The organism is Phytopseudomonas straminea (genome assembly GCF_900112645.1).
GTDB lineage: Bacteria > Pseudomonadota > Gammaproteobacteria > Pseudomonadales > Pseudomonadaceae > Aquipseudomonas > Aquipseudomonas straminea.
On the sequence record NZ_FOMO01000014.1, the window covers coordinates 21,665 to 40,631 of the forward strand.

Here is an 18,967-nt window from a genome sequence, read left to right on the forward strand (position 1 = left end):
ATGCCCAGACTCGAACCCGGCATGGCGCGCATCCGCGTCAAGGACCTGCGCCTGCGCACCTTCATCGGCATCAAGGAAGAGGAGATCAACAACAAGCAGGACGTGTTGATCAACCTGACCATCCTCTACCCTGCCGTCGACGCGGTGCGTGATAACGACATCGAGCATGCACTCAACTACCGCACCATCACCAAGGCCATCATCGCCCACGTGGAAGGCAACCGCTTCGCCCTGTTGGAGCGACTGACCCAGGAGATTCTCGACCTGGTGATGACCCACGAGGCCGTGCGCTATGCCGAAGTGGAGGTCGACAAGCCCCACGCGCTGCGCTTCGCCGAGTCGGTATCGATCACCCTCGCCGGGCATCGCTGAGCCATCGGCCGCCCGGTTGCCGAGCGGCCTGCCGGCTTCTATCATCGCCGCCATCCCTCCCGGAGAGAGCATCGCCATGAACGACCAACAACGCCTCGAACTGGAAGCTGCCGCCTATCGCCGCCTGGTTCAGCATCTGCGTGAACGCCCGGACGTGCAGAACATCGACCTGATGAACCTAGCCGGTTTCTGCCGCAACTGCCTGTCCAAATGGTACAAGGCCGCAGCCGACGACCTGGAAATCGCCATCACTCCGGATCAGGCCCGCGAAGAGGTCTACGGCATGCCCTACGCCGAGTGGAAAGCCAAGTACCAGACCGAAGCCAGCCAGGAGCAGCAGGCTGCCTTCAACGCCAAGAACCCAAAAGGATCCGCATGAGCCACCTGAACGATTTCCGCACACGCCTGGGCGCCGAGCATTTCGCCTTCGCCGAAACCCTAGCTTTTATTGCTGAGCATTACGACTACCAGCAGAGCGCCTTTCGTAACGGCGAAATGGAAAACGCTGCTGGGCAGAACGAAGGTTCGTGCAAGACCTTGGGCCTGGCCCTGCTCGAAGGCCTGAGCGATCAGGAAGCCCTGCAGTGCTTTGGCGAGCACTACCGCAGCGTTTTGGCCACGCCCGAAGGCAGTGACCATGGCAACATCCGCGCCCTGATGAAGAGCGGCTTGGCCGGCGTTGCGTTCGACCAGCAACCATTGACTCGCAAAGCCTGACGATCTCCCCTCACCCGCCAGCACGCCTGGCGGGCATTCCCCGCCCCAAATCATCACGCCCACAGCCAATCGCCCCTGCCGGCCGTAGAGCCAGAGCGGTGAAAAAGGTGCGGGTGATGGAAACAGAGTCGTGAATCGCACAGCGCAGCCCCGACGAATGCGGGGCTGCGCTGTGAGCGGGATGCCAGCGTTTACAGCAGCTTGCGATCCTTGCCAGCTGCGATGCGCAGGCGCAGGGCGTTGAGCTTGATGAAGCCCGCCGCGTCGGCCTGGTTATAGGCACCGCCGTCTTCTTCGAAGGTGGCGATGTTGGCATCGAACAGCGAATCGTCGGACTTGCGGCCGGTGACGATGACGTTACCCTTGTACAGCTTCAGGCGTACCACGCCATTCACGCTGGCCTGGGAGGCGTCGATCATCTGTTGCAGCATCAGACGCTCCGGGCTCCACCAGAAACCGTTGTAGATCAGGCTGGCGTATTTCGGCATCAGCTCGTCTTTCAGGTGCGCGACTTCGCGGTCGAGGGTGATCGACTCGATGGCGCGGTGACCTTTGAGCATGATGGTGCCGCCGGGGGTCTCGTAGCAGCCACGGGACTTCATGCCGACGAAGCGGTTCTCGACGATGTCCAGACGGCCAATGCCGTTCTCGCCACCGATGCGGTTCAGCTCGGCCAGCACCTGGGCTGGGGTCATTTCCTTGCCATCGATGGCAACGATGTCACCCGCGCGATAGGTCAGCTCGATGTAGGTCGGAACGTCCGGCGCCGCTTCCGGCGACTTGGTCCAACGCCACATGTCTTCTTCGTGCTCGGTCCAGGTGTCTTCCAGCACGCCGCCTTCATAGGAGATGTGCAGCAGGTTGGCGTCCATAGAGTACGGCGACTTCTTCTTGCCGTGGCGCTCGATCGGGATGGCGTGCTTCTCGGCGTAGTCCATCAGCTTCTCGCGCGACAGCAGATCCCACTCGCGCCACGGGGCGATGACCTTGACGCCTGGCTTGAGCGCGTAGGCGCCCAGCTCGAAACGTACCTGGTCGTTACCCTTGCCAGTCGCGCCGTGGGAGATGGCGTCGGCGCCAGTCTCGTTGGCGATCTCGATCAGGCGCTTGGCGATCAGCGGACGGGCGATGGAGGTACCCAGCAGGTACTCGCCTTCGTAGATGGTGTTGGCGCGGAACATCGGGTAAACGAAATCACGCACGAACTCTTCGCGCAGGTCGTCGATGTAGATTTCCTTGACGCCCATGGCCTGGGCCTTGGCGCGGGCCGGCTCGACCTCTTCGCCCTGGCCGAGATCGGCGGTGAAGGTCACCACTTCACAGTTATAGGTATCTTGCAGCCACTTGAGGATCACCGAGGTGTCCAGGCCACCGGAATAGGCCAGAACTACCTTTTTGACGTCCGCCATGCCATCCACTCCACGGGGTTGTTCGAAAGCCCGTGATTCTACTGCCCATGGCCGCCGATTTACAGGGGTGCGACAGGCGATGGCGTCGAAGCGACAGGCTCAGGAGGTGGAAGCCGGAGTTGCCGGCACCGGCGGCGCTGCGGGTGCGGCCTGCTCGGTCGGCTGCACCGGCGTCTCCGGCACCCTGTCCAGGCGCACGGACACCCGGCGGTTCTTGTCACGGTTGGCAGGACTGTTGTTGGGCACCAGCGGATAACGCTCGCCATGAAAACGCATGATGATGCGTTCGTCTGGCACGCCCTGGGCCTTCAGGTAATCCATCACGGCCAGGGCACGGCGGCGCGACAAGTCGCGGTTGGTCAGGCGATTGCCGCTGTTGTCGGAATGCCCGTCCAGCTCGATGCGGTTGACCGTGGGGTCGGCCTTCATGAAATCGAGAATGATCTCAAGCTTGGCCTTGGCCATGGCATCGAGTTCGGTGCCACCGCCAGGAAAACCGATGTTGGACTGGCGCACCTGGTCGAAATTGACCGGCAGCAGCTTGGTCGTGCAGTTGAGGTAATCCTCGTAGGCCTTGCGAAAACGCACCGGCAACAGCCGCACTTCCAGGCTCTCTCCGCCCATGGAAGTGCGATGGCGTACCAGCGGGCTGCGCCCCTCCAGCAGGCCGGTGAGCAGGCGCCCGGCCTGTTCCTGGCTGCTGTTGAACGGCACCTCGCCACTGACCACGCTGACTGCGCCCAGATTGATGTCGCCGCGCCCCGGCTGCCACGGCGCCGCGGCCGCCAGCAAGGTGGCCGAGCCGCTGCCCAGCCAGCGCTCCCGTACCTGCAGGCGGAAGGTGGCCTGCTCGCCAGCGCGCCGCACGAATTCTCCAGCACCGAAATCGGTGATTGGCTGGCTAAGGCGGCACTCGAACTTGTCGCCAGCCACCTGCCACTCGACCTTTTCCAGGCGGGTCTGGAAGCTGATCGCCATGGCAGGCAGGCTCACGCCAGCACTGACGATCAATCCGATGAGAAGGAAAAGAGGCTGACGCACAGCGAGCTCCGGGAAAAACGACCACGTACCCTCTGGGTATCGGTGGCCACCGGGAAAACTTGAGTGCGCAGCCCGCCTATCTGCGGCGTGCCCCCGCCGCCCTTTTCCGGTAGCATTCCGGGCATGTTTTCGCCCCGCCTGGAAGCCTCAATGACCGACCGCATCACCCTGCTGCGTCCTGACGACTGGCACATTCACCTGCGCGACGGCGCCGTACTGCCGCACACCGTTGCCGATGTGGCCCGCACCTTCGCTCGCGCGATCATCATGCCCAACCTGGTTCCGCCGGTGCGCAACGCCGTCGAGGCGGGCGAGTATCGCCAGCGCATTCTCGCCGCACGGCCAGCCGGCAGCCAGTTCGAGCCGCTGATGGTGCTTTACCTCACCGACCGCACCACCGGCGACGATATCCGCGCTGCCAAAGCCAGCGGTTACGTGTATGCGGCGAAGATGTACCCGGCGGGCGCTACCACCAATTCCGACTCCGGCGTCACCAGCCTGGACAACATCAGCGGCGCCCTCGAGGCTCTGGCCGAAACCGGCCTGCCGCTCTTGGTGCACGGCGAAGTGACCCGCTCGGAAATCGACGTGTTCGACCGTGAGAAAGCCTTCATCGACGAGCACCTGTGCCGCGTCGTCGAGCGCTTCCCGACGCTCAAGGTGGTGTTCGAGCACATCACCACCGCCGATGCCGCGCAATTCGTAAAAGAGGCACCGGCCAACGTCGGCGCCACCATCACCGCCCAGCACCTGCTGTACAACCGCAACCACATGCTGGTCGGCGGCATTCGCCCGCACTTCTATTGCCTGCCGATCCTCAAGCGCAACACCCACCAGCAGGCGCTGCTCGATGCGGCCACCAGCGGCAGCCCGAAATTCTTCCTGGGCACCGACTCGGCGCCCCACGCCAAGCACGCCAAGGAAAACGCCTGCGGTTGTGCCGGCTGCTACACCGCCTATGCAGCCATCGAGCTGTACGCCGAGGCGTTCGAGGAGCGTGGTGCGCTGGACAAACTGGAAGGCTTCGCCAGCCACTTCGGCCCGGACTTCTACAACTTGCCGCGCAACACCGACACCATCACCCTAGTGCGTGAACCCTGGGTCGCGCCGGCCAGCCTGCCGTTCGGCGAGCAGACGGTGATTCCTCTGCGCGCCGGCGAACCCCTGCGCTGGCGCCTGCTGGAGGCCGGTCAATGAGTGAAGAACTGTACGACGACGAACAGGACCTGCCGACCAGCAGCGGCGCACGCCACCCAATGGCCGCGCGCTTCCGTGGCTACCTGCCGGTGGTCGTGGATGTCGAGACCGGCGGCTTCAACAGTGCAACCGACGCCCTGCTGGAAATTGCCGCCACCACAGTCGGCATGGACGAAGGTGGCTTCCTGTACCCGGACCACACCTACTTCTTCCGGGTCGAGCCGTTCGAGGGTGCCAATATCGAACAGGCAGCGCTGGATTTCACCGGCATCAAGCTCGACCATCCACTACGCATGGCGGTCAGCGAAGAGCATGCGCTGACGGAAATCTTCCGTGGCCTGCGTAAGTCCCTCAAGGCCAACGGCTGCAAGCGTGCGATTCTGGTCGGCCACAACAGCAGCTTCGACCTCGGCTTCCTGAATGCCGCGGTCGCCCGTTGCGACCTCAAGCGCAACCCCTTCCACCCCTTCTCCAGCTTCGACACCGCGAGCCTCGCCGGCCTCGCCTACGGCCAGACCGTCCTGGCCAAGGCCTGCCAGGCCGCCGGCATCGAGTTCGATGGCCGTGAAGCCCACTCCGCCCGCTATGACACCGAGAAGACCGCCGAGCTGTTCTGCGGCATCGTCAATCGCTGGAAGGAAATGGGCGGCTGGGAAGACTTCGACGAGTGAATGCCATGAAAAAATACCAGATCTTCATCGATGGTCAGGCCGGCACCACGGGCCTGCAGATTCGCCAGCGCCTGGCCAATCACCCGCAGATCGAGGTGGTCACCATCGATCACGACAAGCGCCGCGACGTCGACGCCAAGCTCGCACTGATGCGCTCGGTCGACGTCACCGTGCTGTGCCTGCCTGACGACGCCGCCAAGGAAACCGCCGCCCAGGCCCGCGAAGTCGGCTGCCGTGTGCTGGACGCCAGCTCCGCCCACCGCACCGCCAGCGACTGGGTATTCGGCATGGCCGAACTGGCCAAGGGTCAGCGCGAAGCGATCGCCAACGCCCGCGCCGTCAGCAACCCGGGTTGCTACGCCACCGGCGCCATCCTGCTGCTGCGCCCGCTGATCGATGCTGGCCTGCTGACTGCCGATCGCGAGCTGTGCATCAACGCCGTATCCGGCTATACCGGTGGCGGCACCAAGATGGTCGAGCGCTACGAGCGCGAAGGCGCGCCGGTCTACGCCGCCTACGGCCTGGGCTTCGATCACAAGCACATTCCGGAGATCCAGCACTGGAGCGGCCTCAAGGCGCGCCCGATCTTCCAGCCGGCGGTCGGCAGCTATGACCAGGGCATGCTGGTGATGATTCCGCTGCAGGGCAGCAACGGCGCCGAGCTGCACAAAGCGCTGGCCGCCTACTACCAGGGCGAGCAGTTTGTGCAAGTGCAGCCCTACAACGAGATTGCCGCGGACACCGCACCGTTCATCACACCCCACGGCCTGAGCGGCAGCAACCGTGCCGAGCTGCAGGTGTTCGGTGCGAGCAATGGTCAGCAGGCGCTGCTGGTAGCCAAGCTGGACAACCTGGGCAAGGGTGCCTCGGGGGCTGCGGTGCAGAACCTGAACATCATGCTGGGGCTCGAAGAAGGGCTGTGTACGCAGATCGACTGAGCCCTGCCCGCCGCCCCGAAAAACCGGCCACAGGCCGGTTTTTTTATTGCCTGCGCGTCAGCTGTTCGGCCGATTTTCAAGGCCGTTTGCCGGCGCAGAGTACCGCCTGTCCAAAGTGTGCCAATCAAGAGTCGGTTTATCTTTGACACGCATTCTCATTAACATTAGTATCCTTCGCCATCAGTCTCAGCCAAGCGACGGGCCAAGCCTATGTACGTCTGCCTCTGCGAAGGTGTCACCGACGGTCAGATCCGCGAAGCAATCTACGAAGGTTGCTGCAGCTACCGTGAAGTCCGTGAAACGCTGGGCGTTGCCAGTCAGTGTGGCAAATGTGCGTGCCTGGCCAAGCAAGTGGTGCGCGACACGCTGAGCGAAGTGCAGCAAACTCAGGGCGTGATGGCCTATTCGGGAAATTTTGTTGCGGCTTGAATCGCCCTGTTTTGAAGAACCGGATCTCGCATCCGGTTTTTTTATGCCTGAAATTCAATGAGTTAGCGCCAAGACGCACAACTTAAACACTCTCATTTATATTTATTTTCACTTATATTTCAATAACTTACGTTTGACAGCCGTATTGTGCAAGCCCAGAATTCGCCATCGGTTACTCAATTTCGGTGGGCATGCACATGAAAGGCGACAAGAAAGTCATCCAGCATTTGAACAAGATACTCGGCAACGAGCTGGTCGCGATCAACCAGTACTTCCTGCACGCCCGCATGTACGAAGACTGGGGCCTGACCAAGCTGGGCAAGCACGAGTACCACGAATCCATCGACGAGATGAAGCACGCCGACAAGCTCATCAAGCGCATCCTGTTCCTTGAAGGTCTGCCGAACCTGCAGGACCTGGGCAAGATCTTGATTGGTGAGAACACCCAGGAAATGCTCGAGTGCGATCTGAAGATCGAGCACAAGGCGCATATCGACCTGAAAGAAGCCATCGCCTACTGCGAAAGCGTCGGCGACTACGCCAGCCGCGAACTGCTCGAGGACATCCTCGAATCCGAGGAAGAGCACATCGACTGGCTGGAAACCCAGCTGAGCCTGATCAAGGCAGTTGGTCTGCAGAATTACCTGCAATCGCAGATGGACGAATAATCGTCGACTGCAACGAAAGACGGGAGCCAAGGCTCCCGTTTTTTTTGCCTGCACTGGGCATAAAAAACCGGAGAGCCTTAAGGGCACTCCGGTTTTTTCTACTAGTGACTCAGGGAGCTTGCGAGCTAGAGCCATGCAAGGCGAAAACTGGCGAAAAAGCGGAGTGTACTTTTGTACATGGGCATTTTGAGTCAGTTTTCAACGCAGCAGGGCCGACGCGCAGCTGCTCAACAAATCACTTCTCGACGAAGGCGCGCTCGATCAGATAGTCACCCGGCTCACGCATGCGCGGCGAAATCTTCAGGCCGAAGCTGTCGAGCACTTCGCTGGTTTCGTCGAGCATGCTCGGGCTGCCGCAGATCATCGCGCGGTCGTCCTGCGGGTTGATCGGCGGCAGGCCGATATCGGCGAACAGTTTGCCGCTGCGCATCAGGTCGGTCAGGCGGCCCTGATTCTCGAACGGCTCGCGGGTCACTGTGGGGTAATAGATCAGCTTTTCCTTCAGCGCCTCGCCGAAGAATTCGTTCTGCGGCAGGTGCTCGGTGATGAATTCGCGGTAAGCCACTTCATTCACGTAGCGCACGCCGTGAACCAGGATCACCTTCTCGAAACGCTCGTAGGTTTCCGGGTCCTGAATCACGCTCATGAACGGCGCCAGCCCCGTGCCGGTGCTGAGCAGGTACAGGTGCTTGCCGGGGTTGAGGTCATCGAGCACCAGGGTTCCGGTGGGCTTCTTGCTGATGATGACTTCGTCACCTTCCTTGAGGTGCTGCAGTTGGGAGGTCAGCGGGCCATCGGGCACTTTGATGCTGAAGAACTCCAGATGCTCTTCCCAGTTCGGGCTGGCGATGGAATAAGCACGCATGAGCGGACGGCCATTTTCCTGCTGCAGGCCGATCATCACGAACTGGCCATTCTCGAAGCGCAGGCCCGGGTCGCGGGTGCACTTGAAGCTGAACAGCGTGTCATTCCAGTGGTGAACACTCAGAACGCGTTCGTGGTTCATGTTGCTCATGTACGGTGGCTCCTGAAAAGTCGGGGCGCTGATGTTAAAGCGCAATTGCGCGGCATTCTAATCGCGCCCAGAATATCTGTTAAATGAATTATCAAGATATGGGTTATCGGTTATATAGATATGCGATTTACACTTCGTCAGCTCCAGGTCTTCGTTGCCGTCGCTCAGCAGGAGAGCGTGTCCCGGGCTGCTTCCCAGCTCGCCCTGTCGCAATCGGCCGCCAGTACCTCGATCACCGAACTGGAACGGCAATCGAGCTGCCAGCTGTTCGACCGCGCCGGCAAGCGCCTGAGCCTCAATGCCTTGGGCCGCCAGTTGTTGCCCCAGGCGGTCGCCCTGCTCGATCAGGCGAAGGAAATCGAAGACCTTCTGAACGGTAAATCCGGCTTCGGTTCACTGGCAGTGGGCGCCACCCTGACCATCGGCAATTACCTGGCCACTTTGCTGATCGGCGGTTTCATGAAGGTCCACCCGGAAAGCCAGGTGAAATTGCACGTGCAGAACACCGCGCATATCGTGCAACAGGTGGCCCACTACGAAATTGACCTGGGTCTGATCGAGGGCGACTGCAACCACCCGGACATCGAGGTGCAGAGCTGGGTCGAGGACGAGTTGGTGGTGTTCTGCGCGCCGCAACACCCATTGGCGCAACGCGGCCAGGTGGGCATTCGCGAATTGAGCGGCCAAGACTGGATCCTGCGTGAACAGGGCTCCGGCACCCGGCTGACCTTCGACCAGGCCATGCGCCACCACTCCACATCCCTCAACGTGCGCCTCGAGTTGGAACACACCGAGGCGATCAAGCGCGCCGTAGAGTCCGGCCTGGGCATCAGCTGCATTTCACGGCTGGCGCTGCGCGATGCCTTTCGCCGCGGCAGCCTGGTACCGGTGGAAACACCGGACCTGGATCTGCGCCGGCAGTTCTATTTCATCTGGCACCGGCAGAAATACCAAACTGCCGCCATGCGCGAATTTCTCGACATGTGCCGGGCACTGACCGCCGGCATTCGCCGCAGCGACGAGATCGTATTGCCCGAAGTCCGCTAGCCAAGCAGGATAAGCGCCCACACGCTACCGATCAGCGTCAGGGCCACCAGTTGGGCGGCGCTGCCCATGTCCTTGGCGGTTTTGGACAGCGGATGCAGGTCCAGGGAAATGCGGTCGATGGCCGCTTCGACCGCCGAATTGAGCAGTTCGACGATCAGCGCCAGGAGGCACACGGCAACCATCAGCGCGCGCTCGACGCGGCTTACGTCGAGCAGCAGCGCAACGGGAATCAGCACCACGTTGAGCAGCACCAGCTGGCGGAACGCCGCCTCGCCAGTGAAAGCGGCGCGCAGTCCATCGAGCGAATAGCCTGCGGCGTTGAGGACGCGCTTTAAACCGGTTTGACCTTTGAACGGTGACATGGGCATCGGACTATGACGGGAAAGGCGCGCAGGGTACGCGAGCACACCGTGAAAATCTCGTGAAATGCGCCAGCAACGCGTCAGGCGGCCGGCACGCTCTCCAGTTGCTGCAACAGCAATGCCGCCTGGGTGCGGGTGCGCACGCCTAGCTTGCGGAAAATGGCCGTCACGTGAGCCTTGACCGTCGCTTCGGAAACGCTCAGTTCATAGGCAATCTGCTTGTTCAGCAGCCCTTCGCAGACCATGGTCAGCACACGGAACTGCTGGGGCGTCAGGCTGGCCAACCCGGCGCTGGCGGCCTTGGCCTCGCTGGACAGGCTGACCGCCTCCTCGCTTTGCGGCGGCCACCACACCTCGCCTTCCAGCACCTGGCGCACCGCCTTCTGAATCACTTCGAGGGAGCTGGATTTGGGAATGAAACCGCTGGCGCCGAACTCACGGGCACGTACCACTACCGCTGCTTCTTCCTGAGCGGAGATCATCACCACCGGAATCTGCGGGTATTGCCCACGCAGCAGCACCAGCCCGGAGAACCCGTAGGCGCCGGGCATGTTGAGGTCGAGCAGAACCAGATCCCAATCGGTCTTCTCGGCCAGCCGGGCTTCCAGCTCGGCGATGCTGGCGACCTCCACCAGGCGCGCGCCAGCGCCCAGGCCCATCGTCAGGGCCTGCTGCAGCGCACTGCGAAACAGCGGATGATCATCAGCAATCAGGATTTCGTAAGCGACCATGGCAGATCCTGTTCTTCTTATAGGCATACCGTGCTGCAGACCCCATTTGCCTGACAGCGTGACGTACGGTGCCCACCAGCATGCCCAGCGCAGGCGGGGTGGTCAAGCGCAGCGCTTTGCGGCAAAGTCTGCGCCTTTTTTGCAGGAAGCTTTCGATGCCCAACCACGAACTGCGCGCCGACCTGTTGATGCTGCTTACCGCGCTGATCTGGGGTTCGTCCTTCGTCGCCCAGCGCCTGGGCATGGATGCCGTCGGCCCCTTTCTGTATAGCGGCCTGCGTTTCGCCCTGGCGGTGATCGTGCTGTTGCCGGTGATCATGCTACTGCGCCGCCGTAGCGCCCAGTCGGCCTCGCCCATCAATCGCCCGGTGCTGCTCGGCGGCAGCCTGATGGGTGCGGTGCTGGCCCTAGGCATCAACCTGCAGCAGGTCGGCCTGCTGTTCACCAGCGTCACCAACTCAGGCTTTATCACCGGCCTCTATGTAATCATGGTGCCGCTGCTTGGCCTGCTGCTGGGGCACAAGACCGGGCTGGGCATCTGGCTCGGCGCCTCGCTGGCGGTGATCGGTATGTTCCTGCTCAGCGTCGGCGACGGTTTCCACGTCGCCTCCGGTGACCTGCTGCAACTGGCCGGCGCCTTTGTATGGGGTATCCATGTGCTGCTGGTGAGCTTTTTCGCCACCCGCCATGACGCCCTGGTGCTAGCCCTGGTGCAGTTCATCACTTGCGCTCTGATCAGTCTCGCCCTGGCGCTGCTGTTCGAACCACTGCCCGGCGCCGATATCGCCCGCGCACTGCCGGCCATCGCCTACGGCGGCATCCTCGGTGTGGGCGTGGGCTTCACCCTGCAGGTGATTGCGCAGAAACATGCCATCGCTTCCCACGCGGCGATCATTCTGTCCCTGGAAGCCGTGTTCGCTGCCATCGCCGGCGCACTGTTGCTCGGCGAGGCGTTGTCTTCACGAGGCTATGTCGGCTGTGCGCTGATGTTCGCCGGCATGCTGCTCGCCCAACTGTGGCCCAAGCCGGCTGCGGTCAGAGAAATGGTTTGAGACGCTGGTGTAACGCGTCGTCGAGATCCACCGCGCGCGGCGCCTTGGAGGCCAGGTAATGCGCACTGAACACGTCGAGATAAGCGTTCAAGGCATCGGCGGCGCGCTCATCACCGGCCAACTCCAGGCACATCGCCGCGACCTCGGCAGTGCACAGGTGATCGTCGCGCTTGGAACGCCGTAGCCGGTAGCGCGACAAGGTCTCCGGTTGCAGGCTGAGCACCGGCAGGCTGTCCAGGTACGGGCTCTTGCGAAACATCTTGCGCGCCTGGGTCCAGGTGGCGTCGAGCAGTACGAACAGCGGGCGCTTGCCTTCTGTAGCCTCCACAGAGGTCACCACCCGTTCAGGCTCGGCATATTCGCCGGGAAATACCAGATAAGGCTGCCATTGCTCGTCATCGAGCAGGGCCGGCAGCGCCGGATCGACTTCGGTGCGCGACCAGCCAAAGGCCGAGGTATCGGCCACCACATCGGCGATCAGCCATCCGGTATTGCTCGGTTTCAGCGCCTCGACATCGTGCATCACCAGGCACACGCCCGCGCGGGCAGAAACCTGCGGCTTCCACGCACACAGGCAATGGCTGCTGGCCAGACGGCACTGCTCGCAGCGCGCCGCCCGCGAGCCCCGGGCCAGAAAGGGTTTGACGCTGCGCGCCAGACGCGCGGCGCGCAATGCGTGAACGGCGTGGCTCATGGGCGCACGCTCAGTTTGGTGAAGATCACGCGGTGCAAAGCAGGAGAACACATGATGGGGCGCATCGCCTGACAAAAAGGGCGCGTAGTCTAGCTGTGCCACACCGCTCAATACCACGCCGCGGCGACAACAAGCTTGGTAACATCGGGCATCGGTTGCCGGCCTGGTTCGCCAGAACGAACATAACCAGAAGAGCCCGGTCTATTAACGCTCACTGCCTTCAGGAGTCTGCCCCATGCAGCGTATTGCTCTATCCGTTCTTCTTACCAGCCTGCTCCTGCCCGCTGCCCACGCCGCCTCGCTCAACGATTACGAGCTGACCAAAACCCTGGAAAAAGTGGCCAAGGAAAGCAGCGTCGGCACCCCGCGCGCCATCAACGAGGACATCCTCGACCGCGGCTATACAGTCGAAGGTAACCAGCTGATCAACCACCTCAGCGTACGCCCTGCCCATGGTGCACAGATGCGCAGCAACCCCGATACCGTGCGTGCACAGCTGACCAACAGCGTGTGCAGCAACCCCGGCTTTCGCAAGCTGCTGGCCAGCGGAGCGGTGCTGCGTTACGAGTTCAGCGAGATCCAGAGCAATCGTCCCATCACCACCGAGCAATTCGGCAAGGCCGACTGCCGCCTGTAAGTCATGTGAGCGTGGTAAAACCCAGGGCATTGACGCATTAAGGAGTAGCGCAATGAACGATCACAGCAATGGCACCCTACCGCTAGGCGGCGATGCACTGGCAGCCGAAGTGGATGCCCTGGCGGCGCGGATAACTCCCGCCGGCAGCGTCAACACCGCGCTGTACCGGGAGATGCTCGCCACCGTGGCGCGCATGGCCCAGGCCGACCGCAACCGCTGGGACGCCAAGATCATGCTGCAGACCCTGCGTGAACTCGAGCGCGCCTTCGCCATGCTCGACCGCTTTCGCCATCGCCGCAAGGTCACCGTGTTCGGCTCGGCACGCACCCAGCCCGGCCATCCGGTCTACGCCCTGGCACGGGAACTGGGCAAGACCTTGGCCCGCCATGACCTGATGGTGATCACCGGCGCCGGTGGCGGCATCATGGCCGCAGCCCATGAAGGCGCGGGCCGCGACAACAGCCTGGGCTTCAACATCACCCTGCCCTTCGAGCAATCCGCCAATGCGGTGATGAAAGGCAGCGACAACCTGCTGTCCTTCCACTTCTTCTTTCTGCGCAAGCTGTTCTTCGTCAAGGAGGCCGACGCCCTGGTGCTCTGCCCCGGCGGTTTCGGCACTCTGGATGAAGCGCTGGAAGTCATCACCCTGATCCAGACCGGCAAGAGCCCGCTGGTGCCGGTGATCCTCCTCGACGAACCGGATGGCACCTTCTGGCAGGGTTTGCTCGATTACATCCGGCAAAACCTGGACAGTAACGGCTACATCCTCTCCAGCGATATGAATCTGATGCGCCTGGTACACGACGCCGAGTCAGCAGCCCAGGAAATTGATCGCTTCTACGCCAATTACCATTCCAGCCGCTGGCTGCAGGATCAGTTCGTGGTGCGCATGCGCCATGCCCTAAACGACGCGGCACTGGCGTACCTGAACCTTCAGTTCAGCGATCTGTGCAAGCAGGGCGAAATCCAGCAACAGCAAAGCAGCGACGAACTCGTCGACGGCCCCGAGCTGTGCAAATTGCCAAGGCTGCTGTTCACTTTCAGTGGGCGCAATGCCGGACGGCTGCGCGAATTGCTCGACGTGATCAACAAGCCGGAACACTGGCTGAGCTGATACATCGGGATGGGAAGGGACGTCTAGGCGTCAGGATGGCGAACCGAACGGCTCAACCTTGAAGATCAGTCGTCGAAACCGCCGCGCAGCAGCTGACCGACCAGATCCATCGGATAGCCGCGATACACCAGAAAACGCATCTGCTTGGCCCGTTCGCGCGCATCGCCAGGCAATTGACCGGCAAACTTGCGTTGCCAGGTTTCCCGCAAACCTTCGCGCCAATCGATACCGCTCTCGCGCAGCGCCTGCTCTACATCCGCGCGGGCCAGGCCACGCTGGGAAAGGTCATCGCGGATGCGCTGCGGGCCGAAACCCGAGCGCGCGCGATAGCTGATGAAACTCTCCAGATAACGCGCCTCGGACAACAGCCCTTCTTCGCTCAGGCGATCAAGGGCTGCTTCGATATGCTCGTCGCTGGCGCCGCGCTGGCGCAACTTGCGCGACAGCTCGACACGCCCGTGTTCGCGGCGCGCCAGCAGATCCATGGCGGCATGCCGTACCGCGGCGACGTTATCCAGAACAGCGGGCATCAGAAGTCGGCTTCGGTATCCACCAAGTCAGCAGCTGCGGCATTGGCCTTGGCAGGGCCAGAGACCACCAGCAGTTTGTCACGGATCTGGCCTTCGATTTCGCGGGCTACTTCCACGTTGTCTTCCAGGAACTTGGCGGCGTTGGCCTTGCCCTGACCGATCTTGTTGCCCTTGTAGCTGTACCAGGCACCGGACTTCTCGACCAGGCCCTGCTGCACGCCGAGGTCGATGATCTCGCCGTTACGGTAAATACCCTTGCCATAGAGAATCTGGAACTCGGCCTGGCGGAACGGCGGAGCGACCTTGTTCTTGACGACCTTGACGCGGGTTTCGCTGCCGACCACTTCGTCGCCCTCTTTCACCGCACCAGTACGGCGGATGTCGAGGCGAACCGAGGCGTAGAACTTCAGGGCGTTACCACCGGTGGTGGTTTCCGGGCTGCCGAACATCACGCCGATCTTCATGCGGATCTGGTTGATGAAGATCACCAGGCAGTTGGCGTTCTTGATGTTGCCGGTGATCTTGCGCAGCGCCTGGCTCATCAGGCGAGCCTGCAGGCCGACGTGCATGTCGCCCATCTCACCTTCGATTTCTGCTTTCGGTACCAGGGCCGCCACGGAGTCGACGATGATCACGTCGATGGCGTTGGAACGCACCAGCATGTCGGTGATTTCCAGGGCCTGCTCACCAGTGTCCGGCTGTGAGACCAGCAGGTCGTCGACGTTGACGCCCAGCTTGCCGGCGTAGTCCGGGTCCAGTGCGTGCTCGGCGTCGACGAAGGCGCAGGTTGCGCCTGCCTTCTGGGCTTCGGCGATGACCTGCAGGGTCAGCGTGGTCTTACCCGAGGATTCCGGACCGTAGATTTCCACGATACGGCCTTTCGGCAGGCCACCAATACCCAGTGCGATGTCCAGGCCCAGGGAGCCGGTGGAAATGGACGGAATGGCCTGACGGTCATGATCGCCCATGCGCATGACCGCGCCTTTGCCGAACTGTTTCTCGATCTGGCCCAGGGCAGCCGCCAACGCGCGCTTCTTGTTCTCGTCCATTGTATTCCTCACGTGATCAGAAGGGCCTGACGGCCAATAACTGTATAAGTAGCCAGTATTATTCCACAGGGTTCGGCACTCGCCTACCCCGCAGCGGGATTTTCTTCGACCAGTAGTCGCAACAACCCCTGCAACGCCGCTTCCACAGTTTGCAAACGCACGGCATCGCGGTCCCCGGGGAATTGGAAGCGCCGACTGAACAGGGTGTCGCCATCGCCCCAGGCGATCCAAACGGTACCGACCGGCTTCTCCAGGCTACCGCCGCCCGGCCCGGCGATACCGCTGACCGCCGTAGCGTAGCGCGCGCCACTCTGGGCCTGGGCGCCGCGCACCATGGCCTCGACCACCTCGCGGCTGACTGCGCCTACCGTAGCGAAGTGCGCTTCGGGCACGCCCAGCTGGCGGGTTTTCTGGGCATTGGAATAGGTGACGAAGCCAGCCTCGAACCAGGCCGAGCTGCCCGCCACACGGGTAATGGCTTCGGCAATACCACCACCGGTGCAGGACTCGGCGGTGGTGACCTGGGCACTCTTTTCCAGCAGGGCTTGGCCGAGACGGGCGGCGAGCCCGGTGATGGGCTGATCGTCGATATTCATCTGCGCTCCGGGGTTAAAGCGGGAGGGGTCGATACCGTACACTACGCGCTTTTGCGATTCAGCCGGACACTCGACACGATGAGCCAAAGCGACCTCTCCAGCCACACCCCGATGATGCAGCAGTACTGGAGACTGAAGAATCAGCACCCGGACCAGCTGATGTTCTATCGCATGGGTGACTTTTACGAGATCTTCTACGAAGACGCCAAGAAGGCCGCCAAACTGCTGGACATCACCCTGACCGCCCGCGGGCAGTCGGCGGGGCAGTCGATTCCGATGTGCGGCATTCCCTTCCACTCGGTCGAAGGCTACCTGGCCAAGCTGGTCAAGCTCGGCGAGTCGGTGGTCATCTGCGAGCAGATCGGCGACCCGGCCACCAGCAAGGGCCCGGTGGAACGCCAAGTGGTGCGCATCATCACTCCGGGCACCATCAGCGACGAAGCGCTGCTCGACGAACACCGCGACAACCTGCTGGCTGCCGTATTGGGTGACGAGCGCCTGTTCGGCCTTGCCGTGCTGGACATCACCAGCGGCCGCTTCAGCGTGCTGGAGATAAAAGGCTGGGAAAACCTGCTGGCCGAACTCGAGCGCCTCAACCCGGCCGAGCTGCTGATTCCCGATGACTGGCCCCAGGGCCTGCCGGCCGAGAAGCGCCGTGGCTCGCGTCGTCGCGCGCCCTGGGACTTCGAGCGCGACACGGCCCAGAAGAGCCTGTGCCAACAGTTCGGCACCCAGGACCTCAAAGGCTTCGGCTGCGAAACCCTGACCCTGGCCATCGGTGCAGCCGGCTGCCTGCTGGCCTATGCCAAGGAAACCCAGCGCACCGCCCTGCCCCACCTGCGCAGCCTGCGCCATGAACGCATCGACGATACGGTGATCCTCGACGGCGCCAGCCGCCGCAACCTGGAGCTGGACGTCAACCTCGCCGGCGGCCGCGACAACACCCTACAATCGGTGGTGGACCGTTGCCAGACCGCCATGGGCAGCCGCCTGCTCGGCCGCTGGCTGAACCGCCCGCTGCGCGATCGCACAGTGCTCGAAGCCCGTCAGGAGTCGATTGCCTGCCTGCTGGATCGCTACCGTTTCGAAACCCTGCAGCCGCAGCTCAAGGAAATCGGCGACCTGGAGCGTATTCTCGCCCGTATCGGCCTGCGTAATGCGCGCCCGCGGGATCTGGCGCGCCTGCGCGATGCCCTTGGCGCCCTGCCCGAGCTGCAACAGGCCATGGCCCAGCTCGACTGCGCCCACCTGACCGCGCTGGCAGGCACCATCAGCACCTACCCGGAACTGGCCGAGCTGCTCGCGACGGCGATCATCGACAACCCGCCCGCGGTGATTCGCGATGGTGGCGTGCTGAAAACCGGCTATGACGCCGAACTCGACGAGCTGCAGTCGCTCAGCGAGAACGCCGGCCAGTACCTGATGGATCTGGAAGCCCGCGAGAAGGCCCGTACCGGCCTGGCCAACCTCAAGGTCGGCTACAACCGCGTGCACGGTTACTTCATCGAGCTGCCGAGCAAGCAGGCCGAGTCGGCGCCGGCCGACTATATCCGTCGCCAGACCCTCAAGGGTGCCGAGCGCTTCATCACTCCCGAGCTCAAGGAGTTCGAAGACAAGGCACTTTCAGCCAAGAGCCGCGCGCTGGCCCGTGAGAAGCAGCTCTATGAAGAACTGCTGGAGCGGCTGATCGGCCACCTCGGCCCGCTGCAGGACAGCGCCGCCGCGCTGGCCGAATTGGACGTGCTGAGCAATCTGGCCGAACGTGCCCTGAACCTGGACCTCAATCGTCCGCGCTTCGTCGACGAGCCGTGCATGCTGATCGAGCAAGGCCGCCACCCGGTGGTCGAGCAGGTGCTGACCACACCGTTCGTCGCCAACGACCTGAAGCTCGACGACGCCACGCGGATGCTGATCATCACCGGCCCGAACATGGGCGGTAAGTCGACCTACATGCGCCAGACCGCACTGATCGTGCTGCTCGCCCATATTGGCAGCTTCGTGCCGGCGGCGCGCTGCGAACTGTCGATGGTCGACCGCATCTTCACCCGCATCGGCTCCAGCGACGACCTGGCCGGCGGTCGCTCGACCTTCATGGTGGAAATGAGCGAGACCGCCAACATCCTGCATAACGCCAGCGACCGCAGCCTGGTGCTGATGGACGAAGTGGGCCGCGGCACCAGCACCTTCGACGGCCTGTCGCTGGCCTGGGCAGCTGCCGAGCAGTTGGCCAACCTGCGCGCCTACACGCTGTTCGCCACCCATTACTTCGAGCTGACCGTATTACCGGAAAGCCAGCCGGCAGTGGCCAACGTGCACCTCAACGCCACAGAGCACAACGAGCGCATCGTCTTCCTGCACCACGTTCTGCCCGGTCCGGCCAGCCAGAGCTATGGTTTGGCCGTGGCGCAATTGGCAGGCGTGCCGGCGCCGGTGATCCTGCGTGCCCGCGAGCATCTGGCGCGCCTGGAAACCACCAGCCTGCCCCACGACCTGCCGCCGCAAACTCCGGGACAACCAGCTGCACCGATGCAGAGCGATATGTTCGCCAGCCTGCCGCACCCGGTGCTGGAAGAGCTGCAGCTGGTCGATCCGAATGATCTGAGCCCGCGCCAGGCACTTGAACTGTTATATGCATGGAAGGCGCGGGTCTAACGCCAGAGCCAACTAGCTGATAGAATCCCGCGCGCTCCGGGAGCGC

Annotated in this window: 22 protein-coding genes; 13 read left to right on the top strand and 9 right to left on the bottom strand. The window is 62.6% G+C overall.

The genetic code is table 11. From position 1 onward, the window contains the following. The 3 genes from folX to BM279_RS22030 all read left to right on the top strand — a co-directional run bounded on the left by folX (nucleotide 1) and on the right by BM279_RS22030 (nucleotide 1,089). Entirely contained in the window at nucleotides 1-372 is a 372-nt protein-coding gene (gene folX, locus BM279_RS22020) for a dihydroneopterin triphosphate 2'-epimerase (protein WP_070885581.1), read from the top strand. 76 nt (nucleotides 373-448) lie between these two features. Then, nucleotides 449-751: a DUF1244 domain-containing protein gene (locus BM279_RS22025; RefSeq protein ID WP_093507402.1), complete on the top strand. Its 303-nt coding sequence runs from the start codon at nucleotides 449-451 to the stop codon at nucleotides 749-751. Continuing rightward, nucleotides 748-1,089 carry a HopJ type III effector protein gene (locus BM279_RS22030; protein ID WP_093507404.1) on the top strand — a complete coding sequence of 114 codons (342 nt, stop codon included), beginning with the start codon at nucleotides 748-750 and terminating at the stop codon, nucleotides 1,087-1,089. The genes BM279_RS22025 and BM279_RS22030 overlap by 4 nt, the downstream gene beginning before the upstream one ends. A gap of 191 nt (nucleotides 1,090-1,280) precedes the next feature. Here the strand turns inward: BM279_RS22030 and BM279_RS22035 are convergent, their stop codons facing one another. Both BM279_RS22035 and BM279_RS22040 read right to left on the bottom strand, forming a co-directional pair. Continuing rightward, the gene (locus BM279_RS22035; protein ID WP_093507406.1) at nucleotides 1,281-2,498 is read right to left on the bottom strand and encodes an argininosuccinate synthase; all 1,218 of its coding nucleotides are present in this window, start codon (nucleotides 2,496-2,498) and stop codon (nucleotides 1,281-1,283) included. 99 nt (nucleotides 2,499-2,597) lie between these two features. After that, nucleotides 2,598-3,539 (bottom strand): flagellar protein MotY, encoded by a 942-nt coding sequence (locus BM279_RS22040; protein WP_093507408.1) that lies wholly within the window; start codon nucleotides 3,537-3,539, stop codon nucleotides 2,598-2,600. Between the two features lie 150 nt (nucleotides 3,540-3,689). Here BM279_RS22040 and pyrC point away from each other — a divergent pair, with 150 nt between their 5' ends. The 5 genes from pyrC to bfr all read left to right on the top strand — a co-directional run bounded on the left by pyrC (nucleotide 3,690) and on the right by bfr (nucleotide 7,442). Then, nucleotides 3,690-4,736: a dihydroorotase gene (pyrC, locus tag BM279_RS22045; protein ID WP_093507410.1), complete on the top strand. Its 1,047-nt coding sequence runs from the start codon at nucleotides 3,690-3,692 to the stop codon at nucleotides 4,734-4,736. Beyond that, nucleotides 4,733-5,407: a ribonuclease T gene (gene rnt / locus BM279_RS22050; protein WP_013790446.1), complete on the top strand. Its 675-nt coding sequence runs from the start codon at nucleotides 4,733-4,735 to the stop codon at nucleotides 5,405-5,407. The genes pyrC and rnt overlap by 4 nt, the downstream gene beginning before the upstream one ends. Before the next feature lie 5 nt (nucleotides 5,408-5,412). Then, nucleotides 5,413-6,345 (top strand): N-acetyl-gamma-glutamyl-phosphate reductase, encoded by a 933-nt coding sequence (gene argC, locus BM279_RS22055; protein ID WP_093507512.1) that lies wholly within the window; start codon nucleotides 5,413-5,415, stop codon nucleotides 6,343-6,345. A gap of 210 nt (nucleotides 6,346-6,555) precedes the next feature. Next, nucleotides 6,556-6,774, top strand: coding sequence for a bacterioferritin-associated ferredoxin (locus BM279_RS22060; protein WP_093507412.1), 219 nt, complete (start codon nucleotides 6,556-6,558; stop codon nucleotides 6,772-6,774). 197 nt (nucleotides 6,775-6,971) lie between these two features. Continuing rightward, nucleotides 6,972-7,442, top strand: coding sequence for a bacterioferritin (gene bfr / locus BM279_RS22065; RefSeq protein ID WP_027909810.1), 471 nt, complete (start codon nucleotides 6,972-6,974; stop codon nucleotides 7,440-7,442). Between the two features lie 235 nt (nucleotides 7,443-7,677). On the opposite strand, the gene fpr is transcribed toward bfr, so the two are convergent. Next, nucleotides 7,678-8,457: a ferredoxin-NADP reductase gene (gene fpr, locus BM279_RS22070; RefSeq protein WP_013790442.1), complete on the bottom strand. Its 780-nt coding sequence runs from the start codon at nucleotides 8,455-8,457 to the stop codon at nucleotides 7,678-7,680. A 120-nt stretch (nucleotides 8,458-8,577) separates the two neighbouring features. On the opposite strand from fpr, the gene BM279_RS22075 reads away from it, so the two are divergent. Next, nucleotides 8,578-9,504: a LysR family transcriptional regulator gene (locus tag BM279_RS22075; RefSeq protein WP_093507414.1), complete on the top strand. Its 927-nt coding sequence runs from the start codon at nucleotides 8,578-8,580 to the stop codon at nucleotides 9,502-9,504. Here BM279_RS22075 and BM279_RS22080 read toward each other — a convergent pair. Then, complete coding sequence (locus BM279_RS22080; RefSeq protein ID WP_093507514.1) at nucleotides 9,501-9,866, bottom strand: diacylglycerol kinase; 366 nt, start codon at nucleotides 9,864-9,866, stop codon at nucleotides 9,501-9,503. The two genes, BM279_RS22075 and BM279_RS22080, sit on opposite strands and share 4 nt — an antisense overlap. Before the next feature lie 80 nt (nucleotides 9,867-9,946). After that, entirely contained in the window at nucleotides 9,947-10,597 is a 651-nt protein-coding gene (gene erdR / locus BM279_RS22085) for a response regulator transcription factor ErdR (protein WP_027909811.1), read from the bottom strand. 155 nt (nucleotides 10,598-10,752) lie between these two features. Between erdR and BM279_RS22090 the strand changes: the two genes are divergently transcribed. Beyond that, complete coding sequence (locus BM279_RS22090) at nucleotides 10,753-11,649, top strand: DMT family transporter (protein ID WP_093507416.1); 897 nt, start codon at nucleotides 10,753-10,755, stop codon at nucleotides 11,647-11,649. On the opposite strand, the gene BM279_RS22095 is transcribed toward BM279_RS22090, so the two are convergent. Further along, complete coding sequence (locus tag BM279_RS22095) at nucleotides 11,633-12,343, bottom strand: tRNA-uridine aminocarboxypropyltransferase (protein WP_093507418.1); 711 nt, start codon at nucleotides 12,341-12,343, stop codon at nucleotides 11,633-11,635. The genes BM279_RS22090 and BM279_RS22095 overlap by 17 nt on opposite strands. Nucleotides 12,344-12,578: 235 nt before the next feature. Between BM279_RS22095 and BM279_RS22100 the strand changes: the two genes are divergently transcribed. Together BM279_RS22100 and BM279_RS22105 are read left to right on the top strand one after the other, a co-directional pair. Further along, nucleotides 12,579-12,980 (top strand): quorum-sensing-regulated virulence factor family protein, encoded by a 402-nt coding sequence (locus BM279_RS22100; protein ID WP_093507420.1) that lies wholly within the window; start codon nucleotides 12,579-12,581, stop codon nucleotides 12,978-12,980. 52 nt (nucleotides 12,981-13,032) lie between these two features. Next, on the top strand, nucleotides 13,033-14,094 hold the full coding sequence (locus BM279_RS22105) for an LOG family protein (protein WP_093507422.1): 1,062 nt from the start codon (nucleotides 13,033-13,035) through the stop codon (nucleotides 14,092-14,094). Nucleotides 14,095-14,159: 65 nt separating this feature from the next. Here BM279_RS22105 and recX read toward each other — a convergent pair whose 3' ends face one another. The 3 genes from recX to BM279_RS22120 form a co-directional block, all read right to left on the bottom strand. Further along, the gene (recX, locus tag BM279_RS22110; protein WP_093507424.1) at nucleotides 14,160-14,624 is read right to left on the bottom strand and encodes a recombination regulator RecX; all 465 of its coding nucleotides are present in this window, start codon (nucleotides 14,622-14,624) and stop codon (nucleotides 14,160-14,162) included. Next, on the bottom strand, nucleotides 14,624-15,673 hold the full coding sequence (gene recA / locus BM279_RS22115; RefSeq protein WP_093507426.1) for a recombinase RecA: 1,050 nt from the start codon (nucleotides 15,671-15,673) through the stop codon (nucleotides 14,624-14,626). Before recA ends, recX begins: the two co-directional genes overlap by 1 nt. An 83-nt stretch (nucleotides 15,674-15,756) precedes the next feature. Next, the gene (locus tag BM279_RS22120; RefSeq protein ID WP_093507428.1) at nucleotides 15,757-16,269 is read right to left on the bottom strand and encodes a CinA family protein; all 513 of its coding nucleotides are present in this window, start codon (nucleotides 16,267-16,269) and stop codon (nucleotides 15,757-15,759) included. Nucleotides 16,270-16,347: 78 nt separating this feature from the next. Here BM279_RS22120 and mutS point away from each other — a divergent pair, with 78 nt between their 5' ends. After that, nucleotides 16,348-18,921 carry a DNA mismatch repair protein MutS gene (gene mutS, locus BM279_RS22125; RefSeq protein WP_093507430.1) on the top strand — a complete coding sequence of 858 codons (2,574 nt, stop codon included), beginning with the start codon at nucleotides 16,348-16,350 and terminating at the stop codon, nucleotides 18,919-18,921. Nucleotides 18,922-18,967 lie beyond the last annotated feature (46 nt).